Source organism: Streptococcus sp. k-378 (genome assembly GCF_013277505.1).
Taxonomy (GTDB): domain Bacteria; phylum Bacillota; class Bacilli; order Lactobacillales; family Streptococcaceae; genus Streptococcus; species Streptococcus pseudopneumoniae.
Map to the genome: position 1 here is coordinate 43,016 of NZ_VMNC01000049.1, position 19,672 is coordinate 62,687.

The window sequence follows — 19,672 nt, forward strand, 5'->3', positions numbered from 1 at the left end:
TATAGCATAAAATAAGAAAACCCTCATCCGCAAAGCAGATGAGAGATTTCGATTATTTAAAGATTGAAGTTTTAAAGCTATTTGTTTGTTGAAGAAGCTTCTTGAAGAGTTTTTCTTTAAGTGTCACTGTATTAGACATAGAAACAGATTTATTTCCATCTTTATCTGTCTTCAATGTCGCCTTATCTTTATCAACTGCTTCAGCAAATGCACGTTTCAAGTCTTCATAACTATTGTATATTGTACTATCAATTTCAATAGATTGAATTCCTTTTTTAGCTTTATCCACAACTTCTTCGAAGTAAGCTTTCTTCCAATCTTCTAGGTTGCTAAATTTACCATCAGAAACTTTCTTGATAATAAAATCATCACCTAGAGTAGCATGACCAGCTTTTTTAGACTCATTTTTCAGCATGTTAGAAGCATAATTTAGGAAGCCTTTTTCATATCCAAAGTAACCCCACATACGGAAGGTGTTATGCTTGAATGACATTGCTCCTGGAGCTCCTTCACTTGTGTTAGCACCATAGATACCAGCGGTAATTGGTACAGTTACATAGGCAGAGCCAAATCCAGTTGGGTCATAAGTACCATTACCAGGACCGTGTTTAGTCATGAAGTTCTTGTCTACTAGATCGTTAACAGAAGTCAAGTTATATTCTTTTTCTTCTGCATTCAGATCACGAACCTCGTCATACTGGTTCTTCGTATTAGCGTTACGTAGTTTTTTAGCAACTTTCTTAAACCAAGCGTTGTTTAAGTCTTTATTGTGTTTATCAAGAACTGCTTCACCTTCAAGGTAGTCAAGAAGCATTAGAGTATCGTTGAAACCTTTCATGTAATGATCGATTTCAGCGCGAGAAGTGAGGTCATTTGGATTTGTGTTGTACCATTGGTTTCCATCGTTTGGACGTTCGTAGGCCATGTTTAGACCTAATGCGCCATATTCTCCGTTTGGATTTGATACCGATGGCGTTTGTAACATCCCCTGAGCAAATGCTTCAAGATCTGTACCTTCACGGTGTCTTGAACCACCTAAGTAAACCATACGGTCATTTACGTGAGTTGTTTCATGAGTGAAGGCTGAGATACCGAAATCACTAATCATATCAGTAACCATGAAGAAGACTGAATCATCTTTATAAGGGTTACCGTAAATACGAGCTACAGCCCCCATACGCCAATCAGTGGCGTGGTAACGACCTGTTGGTCCGTATAATTCACGGATAGGTGCTACGTCTTTACCACTATTCGTATGTCCGTATTTATCTGTGCTGATTCCTTTATAGTTTTGGTTATCTAACACAGGAGTTGGAACCATGTTGTTGCTCTTAAGCAGTTGATTACGAACTTTATCTAATGATAAGCGAGACCAGAAGTCTAGGTAATTTTGTTGACCTTTAGCGACTTTATTGATTTCAGCTTTGAATGCTTCGCGTTCTTCTGCAGTATTCTTACCGTATTTTTCAAATGAACTGTAAGCCATAGTGTTATATGTTGAGATTAAGAACATATGTGCATCTTTCAGGTTAAGAAGTGGTAAAATCATCTTACCATGCATGTCATTGTTTAATCCCTCGTAGGCTCTGTGTTTCTTATCAGCAAATTCAGGTGTTGTAGTTTTAGGTTCAACAATATATACATTATCTTTAGTAGCTTTTATGAACCAATCGTTTAGGTTCGTATCTTCTGTGAATAGACGCATATTATAGTCTAAGAAACTGTTTAACTCGCCTATGCCGATAACTCCACCGATAGTTTCGCGATAAGCTTCTAAAGTTCTATCCCCTTTAACATTTCTTTCTTTAGAACCAATCTTAATCAAGAAGTCTAACACATTAACATTTTTACCATAAAAGTCAGGTTTGAATAGCATTAATTCTTTAATATTAAAGTCATCGAATTTAACACCGTAGTAACGATTTAGGTAAGCTAATCCAAGAAGAACAGCAGCCTTATTGTCATCAATCTTCTTGATCAAGGCGCGTTTAGCAGATTCATCTGTGTTTAATTGATGATCTTCATTTTCAAGCAACTGTTTCACAAATTTCGCCAGATTATCCTTGACTTCTTTGAAGGTTTCTTCGAGGTAAAGGTTCTTAATCGCATTTACTTTGTTAGGACCGGTTCTATTTAGGTGTGTGTAGATAGGATCTGATTGTAGCTCAACTGGGCTTAATTTTTCAACGATAGCATTGATAAGATCACTACGGTCTTTGTCAACGATATTAGGCGTATAGACAACTTCTCCGAGTTCAGCAATGCTGTACTCTTTCACTTGTTTGACATTAGATTCTTTCAGCGAAACAGTAAAGATATCTTTGGTCTTATCAGCATAGTGCACCAAAATGTGGTCAGCATCAGCCAATTCTGTTACAAAGGCATTGCCCTTCATAGCAGTAACTGATAGGACTTCCTTGGTCATAAGATGACTATCAGCAGCTAATTTATTTCCTTGGTTTACAATCCATTCTTTATTGTAGAACGGTTGAAGTTTTTCGATATTACGGTAGGCAAGTTCACGAGATGCATCATAATCTTGAGTATCTTTATAAGTATCAGCTTTTGGTTTAGTATTGTTAAGTTTCTCTTCAATAAGAGGTTTAATTTCGAATTTATCAGCAGTAATTCCGAATGACTCTATTTTCTTGTTTGCTTCTTCCAAGCTGATTTCTTGGATTCGATTACTACGAGAACCCTTAAATGAGTGAGAACCTTCACTCACATCTTTAACAACGTAGTTTCTTTCAATCCAGTTTCTTGTATAGTATCCATCTTCTGCTTCTAAATCTCTAGATCCATAGAATTCTTCACCGTTTTTAACTTTCATCATTGAGACTGTATCAGCAACACGCCCCCATGTCCAGTTTTTACTAATGAATCCACCAACATCAACAGGATTTTTCACGTTAATAGTACCTTTAGTAACAGCGTTGCGAACAGATGCATACTTATCAATTCCATTAGGATCAGAACCGTTATCTGTTCTAGCAACAAGTCCACCTACACGTGCTTTATCTGCGGTAATATCAGCATCTACATATGCGTGTTTAATATTTCCTCTCCAAAGTTCTCCGGCAATACCACCGATATCCCAAGGTCTATTACCAACTCCTGTTAGTTTACCAATAAAAGCAACATTTTTAAGAAGCCCACCTATGTCTCCCTTATTAACAATACCAGCAATACCATCTTTACCTAGAATGCTACCTGTTACTTTAACATTTTCTACAGTACCATTTTTAAGTGCTCGCGATAGTGCTGAAATATTTTCAATCCAAGGCATATTAATATTAACATTACCTAAATTAATGTTTTTAACTGTTCCACCTTCAATGTTATCAAATAACTGACGAGCCATATTGTGGATTGTGTATTGTTTACCATCAACACTTGTTAAAGTCCCACTGAATTTACCAGGAACATATTGTTTATTTGGTGTTGGTACATTAGCTGCATTCAAGTCTGCACCAAGTTTGAACTCACCGCTAGGGTTAGCTTGCATATCTTTTACAAGCTCATTGAAGTTGTAGTAAACATTACCTTCTTTTGCTTTTTGTTTTTCAAAGTAATGAACATACTCTTCGCTAAGTGTGTTATCAGCATTACGTTGAACTAAGTCTGGTGCTTTGGCAGTAACTTTATATAAAGTTTTTCCGTCTTTTTCTACTTCTTCAATCTTGTCAACAGCAAGTCTTGTAACTTTGTTGTCATGAGTTGTAACTCGTAGGTAAAGTGAAGCAACATTCGTTGGGTTTTCTGAAAGTAAACTTGAGTCAGTTTCAACACCTGCATCGTCAACACTTATTAAGCTTGTTTCTTTAATATTTTTAATTTCAACTTTTTTAAGGTCTAATTGTATTTGTTTATCTTCTAATGTTTCAGTTTCTTCTTGACCATTACCTCTATCATAAACCATAGTAGTAGATAGAGTATACTCTTTGAAGTATTCTACATTGTCTAATAACGCATTTAGATTATTTTCTGTTAGATTCACAGTCTTAACAACTTGTCCATCTTTTTTCAGGGTAGCTGTGATTGATTTAATTTTTGTCTTAGTTGGATTCTCTAGAGAATACTTAGCAACTACTTCTTTATCTAATACTTTCTTATCAGTATTTACAAATGTTAATACTGGTTTTTCAGTTAATGGAGCTAAGTTTTTGATAGCTTCTTCTAATTTTTCGGTAGCTGCATTAACTTTGCTTTGAGTAGTAGCATCATCTGCATTTACAGATTTTGCTGCTGTAAGAGTGTCTTCTAAAGATTTCCATGTTTGAGTAGTGTATTCTTCTTTACGTTTGCTGTTAGCTGTGTTAATAGCCGTTTGTAATGCAGTTTTATCTACAGCAAGAGCTTTAATAGCGTCTTGAAGAGCTTGAGTAGCCGCATCTATTTCACTTTGTTTAGGAAGAGGAGTAGTTCGGCTGTTGATTTCTTTTGCTTTTATTTCAGCATTTTTGAAGTCATTCCAAGTTGTTGGACTGTAGTCAGCTTCTTGTTTAGTTTCTGCTCTTGTTATTTGTTCTTGTAATTTTGTTTTATCAACAGTAAGAGCATCGATAGCAACTTTAAGTTTTTCAGTTGCATCCTTGATTTGAGCTTGAGTAGCTTTGTCGTTGTCTTTTACAGCTTGAGCGGCATTTTTCGATTCTTCTAGAGCGCTCCAAGATACAGTACTGTAGTCAGTAGCAGTCTTAGACTGAGCATCAGCAAGTTGTTTTTCAAGTTCAGTCTTATCTGTAGTTAAATCAGTGATAGCCGCTTTCAGTTTTTTGGCAGCTTCGTCGATTTGAGCTTGAGTAGCCTTATTGTTGTCTTTTACAGTTTGAGCGGCATTTTTCGCTTCTTCTAGAGCGCTCCAAGATACAGTACTGTAGTCAGTAGCAGTCTTAGACTGAGCATCAGCAAGTTGTTTTTCAAGTTCAGTCTTATCTGTATTTAATCCAGCAATAGCGGCTTTAAGTTTTTCGTCAATGTGATTTACTTCGCTTTGTTTTGCTTCTGGTTTGCTTGTAACTTTTTTCGCTTCGGCTAATACATTTTGAAGGTTTGTCCAAGATGCATCACTGTAGTGCTCTTTAGTTTTTGATTTCGCATCTTCGATAGTTTTGTTTAAGTCTGTTTTATCAACAGTAAGAGCGTCGATAGCAGCTTTAAGTTTAGCTGTCTCGCTATCTACTTCAGGTTGTTTTACAGAGTCAGAAGCATATACACCTTTTGCAGCTTCTAAAACAGATCCAAGAGCATTGTAACTTGCTGGTGAATAATCAGTAGGAGAAACTGAACTAGCTTTATCAATTTGATTCTTTAACTCACTTTTATCAACTGGTTCTTTAGTACCAACACCCTTTATTTCATCTACTGGATTGGTTGTTATTGTATCCTCTAGTACTTTACTGGACTGTCTACCATCAGTAGTAGTGACTTCAGTTAAAATAGTGCGTTCGCCAGCAACACCTTCTCGAATAACCCTTGTTTTTCCCTTAGCGAGGTTCTCATCATCTTGCTCAACTGTCTTAAAAGGCACAGGCTCTTTAGTTACTATAACTTCAGACTTAACTTCTATTACATTTAACACACCTTCTTCAGGAGTTGTTTTATGTTCTACTGCTGGCTGTTCTACTTTTGTTTCTTCGTCCTGATGTTCTGCTGGTTGAGCAGCTGGTGAAGTTTCTGTTGGTTGACTTTCTGGTTCAACTTGAGCTTCTACTGGTTGTTCTTCTTGTTTCGGTATTTCTTCCGCAGTCTTCTCTTCTTTAGAAGCTTCTGGTTGCTTTTCTGGCTCGACTGGTGCCTTTTCGTCTTCTCTTGGTGCAACTGGTTCACCTGCTTGTTCAACTTTTGGTTCCTCTGTTGGTTCCGTTTGTTTTTCTACAGCAGGCGTTTCAACTTTTGGTTCTTCAACAGGTTGATTAGCAGCCTCATCTTTTGTTTCTACTACTGCTGACTGTGCATCTTCTTGTTTCGGTGTCTCTTCCGATACCTTATCCTCTTTAGGATCTTCTGGTTGTGATGATTCTTTTGGTATCCTTGGCTGCTCCGGTTGTGTAGGTTGCACGGGGTGTTCTGGGACTTTTGGTTGTTCTACTGGAGTTGCAACTTTTGATTCCTCAGCTGGTTTGTCTGATGGTTGACTTTCCGATTTGACTGGTGCTGGTTCTGCTGAATCTTCTTTCCCCTCTTCTACTTTAGGAAGGGTTTCGTCAGTAGGTTTTACCTCCGATTTTGGTTCTTCCTTTGGACTTTCTTCTGTTTTAGGAGCTTCCTCTGTCTCTACTGCTCGGTTTTCTGGCTTAGCTTGCTCCTGATTTGTTGTTACTTGGGGATTCTCAACTTCGACCACAGTCACCTCTCCAGGTTTAGCTGAGGCTTCTTCTAAAACAGTATCCAAGCCAAGCGTTTTGAGGATGTCACCTGATAGATAACCAACATAGCGATAACCCTCCATTTCAACAACACCCTCTCGACTAGCCGGTGCTAGAGTAGCAACTGGATCTACAGCTCCTGCACTAGGAAGGACTACCAATCCCATAGCTCCAACTAGAAAGACGCTGGCAATTTTCTTTCTCTTGTAGATTAAAAGCAAGCTCCCAACAGTCAGCAAACCAAAAGCTGTCAAAACAGATGCTTCTGTCCCTGTTTGTGGCAGCTGATTTTTTTGATACACCAAACCATAAACAAGTTCATTTCCATCAGGCTTTCCTGTCTGAATTAAATCTTTAGCTTCTTGTGAAATAACCTCTTTATCTACATAGTGATAGGTGGCTGCGTCCACTACAGAAGGAGCCATCAAAAGGCTTCCAAGAAATACAGAACCTACAACTCCCTTAATCTTACGAATTGAAAAACGGTCTTTTTTAAACACTTTCATCTCCTTTATTTATTCTCACGACTTTCTGATAGAATCTTGCGGATAGTGCGCACGCGCACCTCCGATTAATTTTGGACGACTAGCCAGCGCCGTTACATGGGCATGACCAATCTCTCTCAAAAGAGGGCGAATCGGAACCTGAACATGCTTGACATGCATACCAATTGCAGTATCTCCGATATCCAATCCAGCATGAGCCTTGATAAATTCAACCTCAACTGGATCTTGCATAAACTTAAAGGCTGCCAATTGACCTGAACCTCCTGCATGGAGAGTAGGAAGGACACTGACGATTTCCAGACCAAACTGCTCTGCCACCTGACGTTCAACGACGAGAACCCGATTGACATGCTCACAGCCTTGAACAGCTAGATGAATTCTTTTTTCTTCTAGGAGATCTAGGATGGTCTTCACAATGATTTCGCCAATTTCTTGGCTGGATTCCTTGCCAATCTGACCACCTATCACTTCACTAGAGGAAAGACCCAAAACAAAGATAGATCCTTGCTTCAAATTGGCCTTTTCTAAAACATCTTTCACTATCTGACGTGTTTCTCTTTGAATCTGTGTCTCGTTCATCTCTGCTACCTCTTTTGTCACTATCTATCATACCGTTTTTTCTTGTTTTTAGCAAGATAGACGACCTGGAAAGCTTGCCCAATTACGCATAAAACTCCCAGAATTGACTGGGAGTTAACTAGTTTCTATTCTATTTATGTATATTTCAACCGTCGTTCCTTTGTCGGGTGCAGAATCAATCTTCATCTGGTAATGTTCTCCAAAATGAAGTTTGAGACGCTGATCGACATTTTGAAGACCAACTCCCCCACGTTTGAGTTGACTTTGACTACTATCACCAGCATCTTGGAAGCCAACTCCATCATCCTCAATGCGGATGACCAAGCCTGTATCCTGTTTCTGGACAGAAACTCTAATATGTCCCTGACCTTCCTTCTCCTTGATGCCATGGTAAAGAGCATTTTCCACCAGAGGTTGCAAAACCAACTTGGGCAAGACTAGGTTATCAAAGGCAGGATTTTCAGCAATCTCGTATTCCAGCTTATCTCCATAGCGTTGTTTCTGGATAAAGAGATACTGGCGGACATGATTGATTTCATCAGACAGGCAAATCAAGTCCTTACCTTGATTGAGTGCCAAGCGGAAATAGGTCGCCAAGGACTTGGTCACCTGAACCACTCGCTGACTATCCTGAAATTCAGCCATCCAGATGATGGTATCCAAGGTATTATAGAGGAAATGGGGGTTAATCTGGCTTGATAGGGCTTGAAGTTGGTACTGACGGGTCGTTTCTTCCTGGCTACGAATAGCTACCATCAACTGATCAATCTGATCCAACATGGCATTAAATTGGCGAGTTACTTCTCTCAGTTCATAGGCACCAACTTCCTTGGCACGAAGATTTTGAGCACCAGAAGCAATTTCCAACATGGTTTCTCTCAAGTCCCTTAAAGGAGCAATCCAGCGTTTGAGACTTAACCAAACCAAGAAGAGACAGACAAGAAGAGATGTGACACTTGCCCCAAGCAAGGTCCACATGAGTTGACTCCGAACCTGGTCTAACTTCTCCAGCGAAGACACGCCAAGCACCGTCCAATCAGTTCCTGCAATCTTTTCTTGACTGACGTAGGATTGGTGATCTAGCGTATAGCCCTGACCCGTCTCGATGTAGGATTTCATGGCCTCCATTTCGCTAGACGAACTATAAACTGTGTGTTGAGGATGGTAGACAAATTCATGATTTTCATTGATGATAAAGGCAAAGCCCTGCTGCCCCAACTGAAGTTGGTTAAGATAGGCTTCCAGAGTTTCATAAGAAATATCCAAACGAAGCACGCCCAGATTAGCTCCCTTTGCATCAAGAAGTTCTTGAGTGACAGAAATGACCCATTGACTATCTGATTTACGAGCTGGAGTCAAAATAGGCATGGCTCCCTGATGAATGGCCTTTTGGTACCAATCCTCAGCCATCATATCAGATGAAGTTTTCATCTGAACACTGTCATCTGTAGAAATGACCTGACCAGATTTGGTCACCAAAACCACTGCTTTCAAGTCCTGGTCTGCCTTTAAGATGGTCAAAAATAGATCTCGGATTCCCTTGACCTTATCTTGACTGGGATTCTCAGCATAGGCTAGGACATCCGTCTGCTGGGTCAAACCGGTCGAGGTGGTTTCTAATTTTTTAATATAAGACTGAATAAAGTGGCTAGTCTGGCTGATGGTCGTTTGGCTGTTGCCCTCAATGGTGGCCTCAATGGCTGAAGAACTAGATTGATAGTAGAAAGTCCCGACCAGAGCTAGGAGAATAAGAAAGACCAAAAAGATGGAAATAACCATTCTGACTAGGAGAGAAGAACGCTTCATCGGCCTTCTCCCTTCTTAAACTGACGAGGTGTCACTCCTGCAATCTGTTTAAAACGTTGGGTAAAATAGTTCATATCTTCAAAACCAACCTTTTCGGCTATCTCATAAATCTTTAAATCTGTGGTCAGAAGCAAGAGCTTGGCTTGTTTGACACGTTCTCTCACCAGATAATCCTGAAAAGGCAGGCCCAACTCTTTCTTAATCAAAGAACTCAGATAAGTTGGACTAAAGCCTAAGTCACTGGCCAAAGACTTTAAACTAAACTGGCTATCAGCCAGATGGGACTGGATTTTCTGGGCCATGTTTCCTTCAAACTTATCGGCCAATAAATCTTGTAACTGCTCTTCCTTCTCTTCCTTGTCTAGTTTTTGTTTGATTTTCCCCAACATTTCCTCAATATCCTGACGAGAAAAGGGTTTGAGCAGGTAGTCGTCCACACCTAGTTTGACAGCAGACAAGGCATAATCAAAATCATCGTAACCTGTTAAAAAGACCAAATGAACCTGAGGATAGGTTTCTCGTACCAGACTGGCCAACTGGATGCCATTTAGATGAGGCATGTTGATATCGGTTAAAATGATATCTGGCACCTGCTTTTGGATCAATTCCCAAGCCTGCCTTCCATTTTCAGCCTGACCGATGATTTCCATATCGTAGGCTGCTACATTGACCAGTTTAGTCAAACCTTGTCTTACCAGATATTCATCTTCTACGATTAAGATTGTGTAGGTCATGCTTCTCTCCTTTGTCACTTACTAGTATCAGTATAGCAAAATTCTCCTCTAACTGCTTAGGAAATACCTCTTATACTCAATGAAAATCAAAAAGTAAACTAGGAAGATAGCCACAGGTTTCTCAAAGTACCGCTTTGAGGTTGTAGATAGAGAGACTGGGCAAAAAGTCTTTTAAATTAGAGAACGCATAGTATCAGGTATTAAAAATCCTTGATATTATGTGTTTTATTGTTAGAAAATTTGCTTTATTTTCTCCTCAAATTGAGTTTTTGCTCCGTCTCAACCCTACCCACGGTAAGGCGACGCTGACGTGGTTTAAAGCGATTTTCGAAGAGTATTAATCAACATAATCTAGTAAATAAGCGTAGCCTTTTTCTTCCATTTGGTCTTTGGGAATAAAGCGGATAGAGAGGCTATTGATACAGTAACGTAAGCCGCCCTTGTCCTGTGGACCATCCGTAAAGACATGCCCAAGGTGAGAATCTCCTACTCGGCTCCGCACTTCCATACGCGTCATATTGTAGGACTTATCTTCCTTGTAGGTGACAACATCTGGACTGATGGGTTGGGTAAAACTAGGCCAGCCACAACCAGACTCAAACTTGTCCTTTGATGAAAAGAGAGGTTCGCCAGTTACCACATCCACATAGATACCAGATTCAAATTTATCCCAGTAGCGGTTTGAGAAAGCCCGTTCTGTTTGATTTTTTTGGGTGACTGCATACTCCTCAGGTGACAGGGTCTTTTTCAATTCTTCATCACTTGGTTTGGAATATTTGCTAGCATCAATGACAGGATAGGCCGCCTGATTAACATTGATATGGCAGTAGCCATTTGGATTTTTCTTGAGATAGTCTTGGTGGTAATCCTCAGCCACTACGAAATTCTGCAGACTCTCCTTTTCAACTGCTAGAGGCTGATCGTACTTCTTAGCCACCTCATCAAAGACTTGGTTAATCACCTCTAGATCCTTGTCATCTGTGTAGTAAACACCGGTACGGTACTGGGTTCCCACATCATTTCCTTGTTTATTCTTACTGGTTGGATTGATAATGCGGAAATAGTGAAGCAGGATTTCCTTGAGAGAAATTTGATTGGCGTCATAGGTGACATGAACAGTCTCCGCATGACCTGTTTGGTTAATCAATTCGTACTTGGTTGTTTCCCCTCTACCATTTGCATAGCCTGAAACGGAATCTGTTACCCCAGGAACTCGAGAAAAATACTCCTCAACTCCCCAGAAACAACCACCAGCTAGATAAATTTCGTGCAAATCTGCATCTTTACTAACTTCTGTTTTTTTCACTGTTTTTCCTCCTTGGCTAACTGCCGCTTTCTCAATTTGCGAGGCATCTGTCTGCCCTGCATTTCTCATCAATAGAAAATAGAAACCGGTTATGGCTAGAAAAAATACTCCTAGCAACATGATGATTTTTAACTTATCATTCATAGGACACCTCCTAGGCTAATTCCTTCAAAGTTTGTAAAATTGCATCTTTTTCCATGAAACCTGGTTGCGTTTTGACCAATTTTCCTTCACCATCTATAAAGGCTTGAGTTGGGTAAGAACGGACGCCATAAGTTTCCAAAAGTTTGCCTGATGGGTCAACTAGGACTGGGAAATTTTTATAATCTAAGCCCTTATACCAATTCTTAAAGTCCGCTTCAGATTGCTCCCCCTTATGTCCTGGTGACACTACTGTCAAGACCACATAGTCGTCGCCAGCTTCTTTAGCAATTTCATCCGTATCTGGAAGACTAGCCAGACAGATGGAACACCAAGAAGCCCAGAATTTGAGATAGACTTTCTTGCCCTTGTAATCAGACAAGCGGTAGGTCTTGCCATCTACTCCCATCAATTCAAAATCAGCCACCTCTTTCCCTTTAGCTGCGCTTGTTTTACTAGCTGTCTGCTCCGTCTTCATTTCATCTTTCGTTTGGTGTTCACTAGTCATGGACTTGCCTGAACAAGCCGTCAAACAAAGGAGCGAACCTGCTCCAAGAACACATGTTTGCCATTTTTTCATATTGATATTCCTTTCCATTTTATTCAAATAATTGACTTAAAATTGAAGCATTTCCAAACAGAACCAAGAGTCCCATCACAATAATGAGAAAACCACCCACTTTTTTGAGGATTCCGAGATAGGGATGAAGTTTTCGGAAATGTTTCAAAACATAACTAGAGGTCAGAGCTAGAAGCAAGAATGGTAGCGCCAAGCCCAACGTGTACACCAACATGAGACCCGCTCCCTGCCAAGCACCTGAGCCACCTGAAGCCGCCAAGGCCAAAACAGAGCCAAGAACCGGCCCCACACAAGGCGTCCAAGCAAAACTAAAGGTCAAGCCCAATAAAAATGCCTGACTATAGCCCTTACCATTTTGCCCCTGTCCTTGCAGTTGTAACCTCTTTTCCTTATAAAGCCCCTTAAAGTGTAGAATCTCCATCTGGTGCAAGCCTAAGAGAATGATAACCGCACCCGTCACATATTGAAACCAAGAAGCATAAAGCAAGTCGCCTAAAAAACCAGCTCCATAGCCCAACAAAATAAATATAAAGGAAATTCCTGCTATAAAGGCCAGAGTTCGTAATAAACTAACAACTGAGATGGAAAATTTGCCACTAGAAGCCTGAGCACTATCCTTATCATCTAGTAACACCCCTGCATAGACTGGTAACAAGGGTAAGATACAAGGAGAAAAGAAGGATAGAATCCCTGCCAAAAAGACACTTAGAAAAAAGAAAATATGACCCATAAAGTTCCTCCTATCATTTTATTGATAGATTTATTATACTCCTTCCATTTTCGAAAAAACAGGGACAATGATAGGGAAAAATAGGAATTTAATCAGATGATTTAGAAATCTTGGACAAAAACTATACAAAAACTGTCAAAGCACAAAAGCGCATAGTATCANNTGATACTATGCGCTTTTGTAATGGATAAATAGTTAGTCTTTTCTAAAACTAGGATCTTTCAAACTCTGTATACTGGCATTGATCACCGCACCTAGGATAACAATTTTAGCAATCAAGATAAACCAAAACATCATAACAACAAGAAGAACGGAACCTAAAATTCGGACGTCCACTAAATGATGGACATAGTAATTGAGATAACTAGAGAACAGAGTTAGTAAACCTAAAATCACTAAGAGAACAAAGGCACTGCCTGGTAGGGTATAGCTAATTTTCCTGTTAGATAGATTGGGAAGAAAATAATAAAGCATGACCAAGATAGCAAAGAGGAGGGCGTAAGTCAGAGGACCTGCCAAACCTTGTAAAGCCTGATAGATAATGCCATCTTTTGTCCAATAATGAGCAAGTAAAGCCAAAAGCATCTGCCCAAACAAGCTCAAAAACAAGGCAAACGCAAAGAGGAACTGCAAGCCAAAACTGACTAGGAGGCTCACCATCTGATGGGAAATAAGTCCACGACTCTTTTCGACGCCATAAGCCTTGTTAAAAGCTTTTTGCAAGAAATTCATAGATTTTGAAAAACTCCATAGCGCCGACAAGACAGAAAAACTCAATAAACCTGTTGAAGGTTGCGTCAAGACTTCTCTGGCTATTTTTTCCACACCTTCATAGAGGCTTGGGGGCAGGACGTCTTTCACAAAGCCCAGAAGTTCTCCCACAGGAATCTGAAAATAGGGGAGGATATTGACCACCACCAAAAGCAGGGGAAAAATCGAAATCAACCAATAGTAGGCTACTGCGACACTGGTCAACTCACTATCTGATGCTTGATAATAATGCAAAAAAGCTTTTAATAGAGGCTTGTCTATCAGCTCTTTCCACCACTTTTTCATGTCACACTCCTTCACTTATAATCTTATACTCAATGAAAATCAAATAGCAAACTCGGAAGCTAGCCGCAGGCTGCTCAAAGCCCTGCTTTGAGGTTGTAGATGAAACTGACGAAGTCAGTCACATATATAATCCAAGGCGACGCTGACGTGGTTTGAAGAGATTTTCGAAGAGTATTAACTAATTTCTTCTTACCAATTCCACCATATCATACGGCAGGGTATTGGCAGCTTCCTTCAAGGAATAGTTCTCTAAGTTATTGACATTTTGTCGTAACTTCTTGGCATACTTGGTCGTAATCAATCGTTTTTCTTCGTATTCGAAAATCAACTTGCGCTCCAGATAATAGCCCCTCAGCATTTCATCGATATTGTTGGGCTTGACACGATTGATAACCCGTTCGACAAAGGCACCACTGCTGATAATAGCTGTTTCTCGAAGACGAGACTCCTGCATAAAACTAATCAAAGAGCGTCTATAGACTCCCTTCAGGTTTTCCAAACTTTCAATAATCATCTCTGTATTGGCAAGATAGAGCTCTGCAATTTGGTCATAATCAAGAGCACGGAGACGGCTTTGCTCCTTGTCCTTCCAGCTACGGAAAGTCCTCCCGAGAGTAAAAACTTCATGAAGGAGAAAACGTAAAATCCGCAAAGAAACAAGGAAATAATAGGTCAATCGTGACGCAAACTTACGATTGATGCCTCGTTCTATATTTTTCAGATAACGTTGGTAAACTCGGTAAGCACGATTGCTAATGTTCCCCTCTTCATAGGCCTGTTCCAGTCCATCACTTTCAATACTAAGAATCAAGAGTTTCAAAGCAGCCCAGTCTTCTTGATCATCCTGGTTTTCTTGGCTTAAAATGAGATTTTCAATACGTCCATGGTAATTGTCAATAGCCGCATAGAGGGGAAGTTTATTTCTGGTGTCTTCCAACTCTTTTTCCAACTCCAGCGTTACTTCATTCAAAATGGCGATATGCATGAGATAGTCCTTGCTTTCTTCCTGTTCATCCGAAAGATGAGGCAGGATCAAGAGACCTGTTAAAAAGCTTACAAGCGTCACACCTGCAACAAGGAAAAGCAAGAGAGGATACTCCTGTTCTAAATTACTTGGTATCAAGAGAATCGTAGCAATCGACACCGTTCCCTTGACACCTGAGAAGGTCAAGAGAAGCATGTCCTTCATATACTTATTTAGCTTTTTCTTGAGACGTCTAGTCCTATAGGCAAAATAGCCATAGATCATGACAAAACGAATAGCAAAGAGGACAAAGGTAAGGGTGACAAGAGATGCCAGCAAGAGCAAGGGATTATAGATTGGATTGGTCAAGATAGGCTCTGCTATCATTTCCAACTCCATTCCTAAAATCACAAAGACAGAACCGTTGAGCATAAAATTCACTGTATGCCAAACTGTCTCGGTCACCGTATCCACTTGGGCTTCGAGGAGCGTGATTTTCTTGAAGCGACTCGCCTTTAAAATCCCAGCAACTACGACGGCAATAATCCCTGAAACGTGGACTTCTTCTGCCAGGAAGAAGGTTACCAAGGGTAAACTCAATTCCAGAAGGAGCTCACTAGCAATATCCGTTGCGCGCACACTTAGCAAGAAGCTATGCAGGAAACGATTAGTCATGGCTGTTAAAAAGCCAATTAAAAAACCGCCTAGGATTGAAAAGATAAGCGAACTGCTAGCTTGCCCCAGAGAAAAAGCTCCAGTTGTCCAAGCTGTCAAAGCTACCTGAAAAGCCACCAAACCAGAAGCATCATTCAAGAGTCCTTCGCCCTTAAGGATATTGGACACGCGCTTAGGAAAGCTAAAACGCTCCGAAAGAGAGGCAAAGGCCACCAAGTCCGTAGGACCAAGGGCTGCCCCAACAGCCAAGCAAGCTGCCAAGGGAAGGCTGAACCAAAGAAGATGGGCCAAGCCACCCAAACTCAGGGTCGAGATAAAAATCACTGGAAATATGAGATAAACAATGATTCGCCAGTGTTTTAAAATAGCCGTAACATCTGCTTCTTCAGCCTCTCGGAAAAGCAAGGGTCCGATAACCAGTGCCAAAAACAACTCCGTATTAAGGTGAAAGTCAGTATTGGGTAAAAAGAGACCAATCACAATTCCCAAAAGAATTTGCACCAAAGGGAGAGGCAAAAAGGGCAGGAGCTTATTGGTTGTACTTGAGACAATCAAAACCAGTAAAAACAGGATGAGGTAAATCAGTAATTCCACGCACGTCCTCCTTAATCTTTTTTACAACAGGATTCAAATATCTCCTTCTGCTCTTTGATTTTTTGGTCAATCTTGGAACAGTCTTTGTGCTCAATTTTTCTCTGGCACCGTTCCATTTCAAGAGCAACTAATTTTTTCTTGATTTTAAGCATTTTTTTGCTCATATGCGCTTGGTCTAGCACGCCCACCGCTCGTTCGTGGTGGGTTGATTCAACAAAATTCTGGCGCATGGCATCCAGCTTTTCGTGTAGGTATTGTTTATCCATGTCTGTATCTCTCTAATTTTTCAATCATCACTAAAAACGGTGGGTTATTGACTTGGTTTAAAGTTCGGTAAATGGCAGCTGTGTACTCTTGTTGGTTCAACTGGATCACAAAATCCAAGACAGCATCTCTCTCGAGGTCGCCTCCTTCATGACCATAGTAAATCATAATAGCAATTCGTCCACCTTTGACAAGTAAGCCACATAGCTTTTCTAATGCCTCAATCGTTGTCTGCGGTCGGGTGATGACAGACTTATCAGCTGACGGCAAATAGCCCAGATTAAAAATCCCTGCCTTGGCTTCTGTAACAAACTGGTCCAGTGTCTCATGACCTTGCAAGATTAACTGGGCATTTGTCAAGCCAGCCTGGTCCAAACGCTCCTTGGTCTTTTCCAAGGCTTGCTCCTGAATATCAAAGGCATAGACTTTCTTGGCTAGTTTGGCTAAAAAAAGCGTGTCATGACCATTTCCCATGGTCGTATCCACTACGATATCCTCTTTTGTCACTACCTCAGCCAAAAAATCATGTGCCATCTCAAGTGGTCTTTTCATTTTCAAACTCCTGTTTTACAGCCTTGCATCCTTGAACACTTCCACGACGTCGCATCTCCATCTCAATGCTGTTGAGAGCTTCCCATTTATTGAGGCTCCACATAAGCCCAATCAGCATATCCCTAGGTGCATCTCCTGTGATTCGATGGATGACGATATGTTTGGGAATGATTTCCAGTTGGTCACAGATGACCCTGACATATTCGTCCTGACTCATCAATTGTAAACGTCCCTCGTGATAATCTCCTTGCATACGAGTATTTGTCATAAGATGGAGCAAATGCAGTTTAATCCCTTGAATATCGTTATTCGTGACACAACGGCGGACATTTTCAACCATCATCTCATGGGTTTCACCAGGCAAACCATTGATCAAATGGGAAACAATCTCAATCTTGGGATACTTTCTCAAACGCTTGACCGTTTCCACCTACAATTCATAAGAATGGGCACGGTTAATCAAGTCAGAGGTTTCTTCAAAAGTGGTCTGTAAGCCCAATTCAACCGTCACATGCATGCGCTCCGATAATTCAGCCAAGTATTCGATAGTTTCGTCTGGTAAACAGTCTGGTCGCGTTCCAATATTGATTCCTACCACACCTGGTTCATTGATAGCTTGCTCATAGCGCTCTCGGATGACTTCCACCTTTTCATGGGTGTTGGTAAAATTTTGAAAATAAACCAGATACTTTTGAACATCTGGCCACTTGCGGTGCATAAAGTCAATTTCCTTATAAAATTGCTCACGGATAGGCGCATCTGGTGCTACAATAGCATCTCCAGAACCTGAAACCGTACAAAAAGTACAGCCTCCATGAGCCACAGTTCCATCACGATTGGGACAGTCAAACCCCGCATCAATAGGGACTTTAAAGGTCTTTTCTCCAAAAAGTTTTCGATAATAATCATTCAAGGTATTATAAGATTTCATAACTTTCATTATAACAAAAATCACCCACAATCTCAAAAGCCTGACTTTCCTATAAATTCCTCTGTTTCTCGTTTCCATTAGCCTTTTTTTATGATACAATATGGGTATGATTTTAATGAAATTAGCATCTATTTTATTATTGATACTGACCTTAGTCGTCTGCATTATCCTAACCAAACTTTTTAGATTAAAAAAACTAGGACGAAACTTTGCGGATTTGGCTTTTCCAGTCTTGGTATTTGAGTATTACTTGATTACAGCTAAAACCTTTACCCATAATTTCCTCCCTAGACTGGGGCTAGCCCTCTCGTTCCTAGCCATTATTCTCGTCTTTTTCTTCCTTTTGAAAAAACGCAGCTTTTACTATCCTAAATTCATCAAATTCTTCTGGCGTGCAGGATTCTTATTAACCCTTATCATATATATAGAAATGATTGTTGAATTGTTCTTAATGAAATAGTCGAATCCCTAAGCATTTTTTTCTAGGGATTTTTGCTTTCTCTACAAAATAGTATAGACAATAACACTATACAATTTTATACAAAGAAAAGAGTCTGGGACAATAGTCTCTTATCTCCAAAAAAAGCAACGGATTTGCCGTTGCTTTTTTGCATGGTTGCGATAGTCTTGGTAAAATAGAATTGCTTAATAAACCATTTAGAAAGGCTATCCCATGCATATTCACTATAACACAAATCAAACAACTTTACCACTAGAAATCAGTTCCTTCTTGCCACAAGACCATCTCGTCTTTACTATTGAAAAAGTGGTGAATACCTTGGAGGATTATCACTTCCACGCCTTCTATCATGCCTTTGGTCGCCCGTCTTATCACCCAAAAATGCTTGTATCTGCTCTTCTATTTGCCTATTCACAAGGGATTTTCTCTGGGCGAAAAATTGAAAAAATGATGATTGAAAATCTGGCTATGCAATACCTAACAGGGCAGTTGGTTGTCAGCTATCGCACCATCAATCGTTTTCGAGTCGCTGAAGGGATGGAAGACCTTATTCGTGATCTTTTCATCGACCTCAATCTTCGTTTAAAAATGGAAGAGTTAGTGACCTTAGATTGTCTGTAGATTGTCTGTTTATTGACGGAACTAAGATTGAAGCCAATGCCAACAAGTATAGTTTTGTGTGGAAGAAAACGACAGAGAAATTCTCCGCCAAACTTCAAGAACAGATACAGGTCTATTTTCAAGAAGAAATCACTCCCCTTCTGATTAAATATGCCATGTTTGACAAGGAACAAAAGAGAGGGTATAAACAGTCAGCTAGAAACTTAGCGAATTGGCACTATGATAACAAGGAGGATAGCTACACACATCCTGATGGCTGGTGCTATCGTTTTCACCATATCAAACATCAGAAAACACAGACAGACTTGCAACAGGAAATCAAGGTTTACTACGCCGACGAACCTGAATCAGCCCCTCAAAAGGGACTGTATATGAACGAAGGCTATCAAAACTTGAAAGTTAAAGAATGTCAGGCGCTTTTATCTCCCCAAGGTAGACAGATTTTCGCTCAACGCAAGATTGATGTGGAACCTGTCTTTGGGCAGATAAAGGCTTGTTTGGGTTACAAGAGATGTAATCTGAGAGGGATGCGTCAAGTGAGAATTGACATGGGATTGGTACTTATGGCCAATAACCTCCTAAAACATAGTGAAATGAAATAAGAACAGGACAAATCGATAAGGACAGTCAAATTGATTTCTAACAATGTTTTAGAAGTAGAAGTGTACTATTCTAGTTTCAATCTACTATACAATAAGAGAACGACTCAAAATTAAAAAGCTAGAGTTCCGCAATTGGAAATATCTAGCTTTTTTGTGGTTGAGAACTATTTTGTCTCAGGCTCTTTATCTTCTATTTAGGACAA

General features: G+C 40.1%; 12 protein-coding genes and 2 pseudogenes. 2 read left to right on the plus strand and 12 right to left on the minus strand.

The features are described 5' to 3' along the window. Positions 1-52: 52 nt before the first annotated feature. From HT719_RS05845 to HT719_RS05900, 12 genes and pseudogenes are all read right to left on the minus strand, one after another. Positions 53-6,868 carry a ZmpA/ZmpB/ZmpC family metallo-endopeptidase gene (locus tag HT719_RS05845; protein WP_172928539.1) on the minus strand — a complete coding sequence of 2,272 codons (6,816 nt, stop codon included), beginning with the start codon at positions 6,866-6,868 and terminating at the stop codon, positions 53-55. 21 nt (positions 6,869-6,889) lie between these two features. Then, entirely contained in the window at positions 6,890-7,453 is a 564-nt protein-coding gene (locus HT719_RS05850; RefSeq protein ID WP_031222745.1) for a TIGR01440 family protein, read from the minus strand. A gap of 114 nt (positions 7,454-7,567) precedes the next feature. Then, the gene (locus tag HT719_RS05855) at positions 7,568-9,259 is read right to left on the minus strand and encodes a sensor histidine kinase (protein WP_054392958.1); all 1,692 of its coding nucleotides are present in this window, start codon (positions 9,257-9,259) and stop codon (positions 7,568-7,570) included. Further along, complete coding sequence (locus HT719_RS05860) at positions 9,256-9,993, minus strand: response regulator transcription factor (protein ID WP_101514629.1); 738 nt, start codon at positions 9,991-9,993, stop codon at positions 9,256-9,258. The genes HT719_RS05855 and HT719_RS05860 overlap by 4 nt, the downstream gene beginning before the upstream one ends. A gap of 337 nt (positions 9,994-10,330) precedes the next feature. Beyond that, positions 10,331-11,443, minus strand: a complete 1,113-nt coding sequence (gene msrB, locus HT719_RS05865) for a peptide-methionine (R)-S-oxide reductase MsrB (protein ID WP_050207717.1) — start codon at positions 11,441-11,443, stop codon at positions 10,331-10,333. Positions 11,444-11,453: 10 nt separating this feature from the next. Next, positions 11,454-12,020 carry a redoxin family protein gene (locus HT719_RS05870; RefSeq protein WP_000759276.1) on the minus strand — a complete coding sequence of 189 codons (567 nt, stop codon included), beginning with the start codon at positions 12,018-12,020 and terminating at the stop codon, positions 11,454-11,456. A 19-nt stretch (positions 12,021-12,039) separates the two neighbouring features. After that, entirely contained in the window at positions 12,040-12,750 is a 711-nt protein-coding gene (gene ccdA2, locus HT719_RS05875; protein ID WP_000509841.1) for a thiol-disulfide oxidoreductase-associated membrane protein CcdA2, read from the minus strand. A gap of 195 nt (positions 12,751-12,945) precedes the next feature. Continuing rightward, positions 12,946-13,806 carry a YihY/virulence factor BrkB family protein gene (locus tag HT719_RS05880; RefSeq protein WP_172925147.1) on the minus strand — a complete coding sequence of 287 codons (861 nt, stop codon included), beginning with the start codon at positions 13,804-13,806 and terminating at the stop codon, positions 12,946-12,948. A 178-nt stretch (positions 13,807-13,984) separates the two neighbouring features. Then, positions 13,985-16,039, minus strand: coding sequence for a sodium:proton antiporter (locus HT719_RS05885; RefSeq protein ID WP_000421629.1), 2,055 nt, complete (start codon positions 16,037-16,039; stop codon positions 13,985-13,987). An 11-nt stretch (positions 16,040-16,050) separates the two neighbouring features. Further along, positions 16,051-16,305, minus strand: a complete 255-nt coding sequence (locus tag HT719_RS05890; protein WP_000361073.1) for a hypothetical protein — start codon at positions 16,303-16,305, stop codon at positions 16,051-16,053. After that, the gene (locus HT719_RS05895) at positions 16,298-16,855 is read right to left on the minus strand and encodes a class I SAM-dependent methyltransferase (RefSeq protein WP_050207723.1); all 558 of its coding nucleotides are present in this window, start codon (positions 16,853-16,855) and stop codon (positions 16,298-16,300) included. Before HT719_RS05895 ends, HT719_RS05890 begins: the two co-directional genes overlap by 8 nt. After that, a pseudogene (locus HT719_RS05900) lies at positions 16,839-17,795 on the minus strand (TIGR01212 family radical SAM protein). Before HT719_RS05900 ends, HT719_RS05895 begins: the two are co-directional and overlap by 17 nt. Positions 17,796-17,886: 91 nt before the next feature. Here HT719_RS05900 and HT719_RS05905 point away from each other — a divergent pair. Together HT719_RS05905 and HT719_RS05910 are read left to right on the plus strand one after the other, a co-directional pair. Beyond that, positions 17,887-18,246 (plus strand): DUF3397 domain-containing protein, encoded by a 360-nt coding sequence (locus HT719_RS05905; protein WP_119947727.1) that lies wholly within the window; start codon positions 17,887-17,889, stop codon positions 18,244-18,246. 213 nt (positions 18,247-18,459) lie between these two features. Then, positions 18,460-19,469, plus strand: a pseudogene (locus HT719_RS05910) (transposase). Positions 19,470-19,672 lie beyond the last annotated feature (203 nt).